The organism is Sphaerochaeta sp. UBA5836, from assembly GCF_002432845.1.
Taxonomy (GTDB): Bacteria; Spirochaetota; Spirochaetia; order Sphaerochaetales; family Sphaerochaetaceae; genus Sphaerochaeta.
Map to the genome: position 1 here is coordinate 2037 of NZ_DJGW01000064.1, position 4352 is coordinate 6388.

Sequence of the window (4352 nt, forward strand, 5' to 3'; positions counted from 1 at the left end):
GTCCAGCAGGTGTATCAAGTGGCATTCCTGGAGGACCGCATGGGCTATGCAAGCGCCATGTCGATCGTGTTGATGCTCATCATCTCCCTCTTCACCGTCCTGCAGTTCAAACTCAGCGGAAGGGAGGCCGACCATGAATAAGCAACGCATGTATAGAATAGTGCACTATGCCATTCTCATCCTGCTCTCCCTGGCAACACTGCTTCCCGTACTGTGGGTGGTTCTCTCCTCCTTCAAGCCCCAAAGTGAACTGTTCAGGGTCCCTCTTACCTTCATTCCCCAGGATTGGACGCTGGAGAACTATGTTTCCAGCCTTGCGGCAGGCAACTTCCCGGTCTACTTTTCCAACACGGTATTCGTGGCCGTGGTTTCCACAGCCATTACGGTGTTGATCAACCTGATGGCCGGCTACGCCTTGGCAAAGTACATTTTCAAGGGGAGGGACATCATCTTCACCGTGATGATCGCCACCCTCATGATTCCCCTGCAGGTCATCATGATTCCGATTTTCCTCCAGTTGAAGAGTCTTGGCATGCTGAACTCACTGTGGGGAATCATCATTCCACCGGCTGCCACTCCTACGGGAGTGTTCCTTGCCCGTCAGTATTTGGTGACGCTACCGAACTCGCTGATCGAAGCGGCCCGCATCGATGGGGCGCGGGAGCACACTATTTTCTTCCGCTTGATTCTCCCCATGAGCAAGCCCATTGTTGCCACCATTGCCATTTTCAGCTTCATGTGGCGTTGGAACGACTACTTGTGGCCTTTGATCGTCATCACCGACAACCGCAAGCAGACCATCCAGCAGGCGCTGGCGAATTTCGTCGGGCAACTGCAGATCAACTGGTCTGACCTGCTTGCCATGACCACCATCGCCATAATTCCCGTCATCATCGTATTCCTGGCATTCCAAAGGTTCTTCTTCTCCGGTATTGCTGCAGGATCGGTAAAAGGTTGAACGCATGAAACATATCATTCACTCTCTGTCTGCATGTCTTTTTCATTCCCCTTCCTTGGTTATCGCCAAGGGAGTCGGTGGTGAAATCCATATACGGTTCTTCACCTCTGAGATAGTGAAGGTCAACTATCAATTCGACCATGTATCCATCCATGAGACATTCACCAAGGCCAGTCAATACATCACCAGCCCGTATGAGTCTGTAGAGTTGGATGAACAGATCAGCATCAAGGAAGAGAGCGAGGCCTTCATTCTCACCTGCGGCATGAGCCGGGTGGTCCTTGAGAAGCGCTATGCGCTCATCAGCATCTGGTACGCAGGAATCCTGCAGCACGGTGGGCGGGTGGGAACCGCAGACACGGTGCTGCCCTCCTACCAGGTGCGCTGTTTTACCAAGGAAGGTTCACAGGACTCCTTCAGCAGGTTCAACTTTCCCCTCTCAGAGGCGGATGAGTTCTACGGCCTCGGGGATAAGAGCGGGCTGCCCAACAGAAGAGGAAGACGGTTCTCCATGTACAACCGTGATTCGCTCGGTTATGATGCTTCCAATTCCGATCCTCTCTATAAGTCGATTCCTTTTATGATCAAGCGCAATACCCAGACAGGAGCCCTGTGCGGCCTGCTCTTCGACCAGAGCCTGATCAAGCTTTTCGACCTGGGCAGGGAGAGTCCGTTCTTCTTCTCCGTTGAGGTGGATGGCGGTCCATACAGTTACTTCACTTTCATGGGTGGCTCGTACCAACAAGTGCTGAAGAACTACTTCAAGGTAACCGGCTTTCCCGCCTTCCCGCCGTTGTTCAGCTTCGGGTTCTTCGGTTCTTCCATGAACTATGCCGAGCCTGATGATGCAGAACAAAGAATCCTGAACTACTTTGCCACCGTCGAAAAACACCGGATTCCTTGTGAAGGCATGTATGTCTCCTCGGGCTATTTGAAAAGTGCCGAGGGCAAGCGATATGCGTTTCTTTGGAACAAGCAGAAATTTCCCGACCACAAGGCGTTTCTCACCTCGCTTTCCGAACGTGGGTATAATTTGTGCATGAACATAAAGCCGGGAATCCTGACCAGCCATCCGTGGTATGCACAGCTGAAAGAAAAGGGGTACTTCATCAAGGACCAGAGCGGCCAGCCCTATCAGGAGTTTTTCTGGGGCGGCGAGGCTTCCTTCATCGATTTCAGCAATCCTGAGGCAAAAGAGTGGTGGAAGAGCCAGTTGAAGGCTCAGTATCTCGACAATGGGTGTACAGGCATCTGGAATGACAACAATGAGCTGGAGCTTGAGGATGTTGAGCTTGAGGCCTATAAGACAAAGACGCTGTATCCCATCAGGATGGCTGAGGCCTCCTACGAGGCGTTCAAGCAGGAGCAGCCTCAGAAGCGTCCTTGGATCTACAGCCGAAGCGGCTATGCAGGGCTTCAACGTTTTGCCAGGACGTGGTCGGGTGACAATGTCAGCGACTGGAAAACACTAAAGTACAACCAGTATATGGGTCAGGGGTTCAGCCTTTCCGGCCTTCCCTATTTCGGCCATGACTTGGGAGGCTTCTTTGGAGCGTTTCCGGAGGAAGAGTTGTTGGTACGCTCGGCTCAGTCGGCGGTCTTTCAGGGCCGGTTCGTAATCCACTCCTGGCGCGAGGACGGCAATCCTACCGAGCCTTGGTCCTATGAGAGCGCTTTGCCCCACATCCGCTCCCTCATTCTTGAGCACTATCGCTTCATGCCCTATATCTATACCTGTGCTTTTGAGGCGGCAACCGAAGGCTCTCCAATCGAACGCCCGCTCTGTCTGGAGTTCCCAGACGACAAAACCATCAAGGGTGATGAGGTCAACAGTCTGTTCGGACCACATATCCTGAAGGTCTTGGTTACTGAAAAGGGGAAAGACAAAGCTGATGTCTACCTCCCTCAGGGCTTGTGGTGGTACAGCAAGGATGGAACAGCGTTTGAGGGAGGAACAAACCTCGAACTCCCCTATCCTCCTGGAGGCGAGAGTCTCTGGTTTGCCAAGGAGGGGTCGGTGATTCCGACCGCCCCCGGTCTGACACACCTCCAAAGCGGTGTGTTTGAGAAGGTGGAGCTCTTGGTCCATCCCTGCAAGACAGCAGGTAAAGAGGTACAGTCCACGTACTTTGAGGACGATGGGAGTACTGAGCTTGCCATTAAGCGGTACAACAGGTGGGAGTTCCAAGTAACTGACCACTCCCTGGTGATTACCAAGAAAGTTGGGGCAATCGACAAGAAGCGAATCTTTACCATCAAGGTGCCTGAAGGATATACAGTCTCACAGTTTTCGTTCGACCCTGACACTTTCAAGGAAGGCGAACATATGGTAGTTGCAATAAGCGGGTGACAAAGACTACAAGAGGCTTTACACTTGCCTAAAGGAGGATGTATGCGTGATGTAGTAACGATTGTAGATGTGGCGAAGGCTGCCGGCGTCTCTCCTGCTACGGTTACGCATACCCTCAATGGGAAGCGCCCTGTCGGGGAAGCCACCCGCAGGAAGGTGCTTGAGGCGATAGAGCAGCTTGGCTACGTTCCTTCCTGGAATGCATCGCGTATGAAGCGGGGAAACTCGGGGATCATCGGATGCTTGGCAGCCGATATTACCGAGACATTCGTCAACCAGATAGTGCGGGGTATCGAGCATGGATTATCGGGCGGTCAGTACTCCTTGTTCTTCGTCAGCGGTGTTGAGTTCGGCAATGACTTGAAGAAGGCATACAACTTTTTGAAGAGTCATAAGGTGGAGGGCATTCTGTTCTGCCACCATATTCCCGTCTGGAAGGAGTTCAATCTCGATACCCAGAACCCTGATATTCCCATTGTTTCCATCAATATGGCAGCCCAGGAGATGACCAGCGTCGTAGTAGATAACACGACGGGGGGTTATCAGGCGGCGGAGCATCTGTATGGCTGTGGTATGCGCCACCCTGCGATGATTTGTGGTCCTGAGGACCGCCTCTCTGTGCAGGATCGTCTGAAGGGGTTCAGCCAGAGGGTAAAGGAATTGAATCTGCAGATGCCAAAAGACGGCTACTATGGCAACTACGACTTCAGCCATGGGTTTGATGCAGCCGAGCAACTGATGAAGGACTATCCCCAAACAGATGGTATTTTCTGTGCCAACGACTATATTGCAGCCGGTGCAATTTCAGCACTACAGAAAATGAACATCCACATACCAAACCAGGTACGGGTGGTTGGCTTTGACAACCGCGACTTCTCCGAGTTCTGGAATACTCCGATCACCACCTTTGAGCTTCCTCTACAGGAGATGGGCATGCTGGGAGTAAGCCTTCTCAAACAGGTGATCCATACCGGCAATTACTCCAAAACCCAGCATGTTCTGCAGTCGAAGTTGATTCCCCGAAAGAGCAGCAAGGGGTAGAGA

At 52.3% G+C, this 4352-nt stretch carries 3 protein-coding genes; all 3 read left to right on the top strand.

Annotated elements, in window-relative coordinates; translation table 11 throughout:
* Positions 1-133 precede the first annotated feature (133 nt).
* The 3 genes from B3F49_RS05105 to B3F49_RS05115 are packed head-to-tail and all read left to right on the top strand — an operon-like array spanning position 134 to position 4349.
* Complete coding sequence (locus B3F49_RS05105) at positions 134-958, top strand: carbohydrate ABC transporter permease (protein ID WP_293909446.1); 825 nt, start codon at positions 134-136, stop codon at positions 956-958.
* Between the two features lie 4 nt (positions 959-962).
* Positions 963-3308 (top strand): TIM-barrel domain-containing protein, encoded by a 2346-nt coding sequence (locus B3F49_RS05110; protein ID WP_293909448.1) that lies wholly within the window; start codon positions 963-965, stop codon positions 3306-3308.
* A 42-nt stretch (positions 3309-3350) separates the two neighbouring features.
* Positions 3351-4349 carry a LacI family DNA-binding transcriptional regulator gene (locus B3F49_RS05115; RefSeq protein WP_293909450.1) on the top strand — a complete coding sequence of 333 codons (999 nt, stop codon included), beginning with the start codon at positions 3351-3353 and terminating at the stop codon, positions 4347-4349.
* Positions 4350-4352 lie beyond the last annotated feature (3 nt).

Bases quoted from the DNA above. Each gene is read 5' to 3' on its own strand.
- B3F49_RS05110 (WP_293909448.1), top strand. From the start codon at position 963: ATGAAACATATCATTCACTCTCTGTCTGCATGTCTTTTTCATTCCCCT.
- B3F49_RS05115 (WP_293909450.1), top strand. From the start codon at position 3,351: ATGCGTGATGTAGTAACGATTGTAGATGTGGCGAAGGCTGCCGGCGTC.
- B3F49_RS05105 (WP_293909446.1), top strand. From the start codon at position 134: ATGAATAAGCAACGCATGTATAGAATAGTGCACTATGCCATTCTCATC.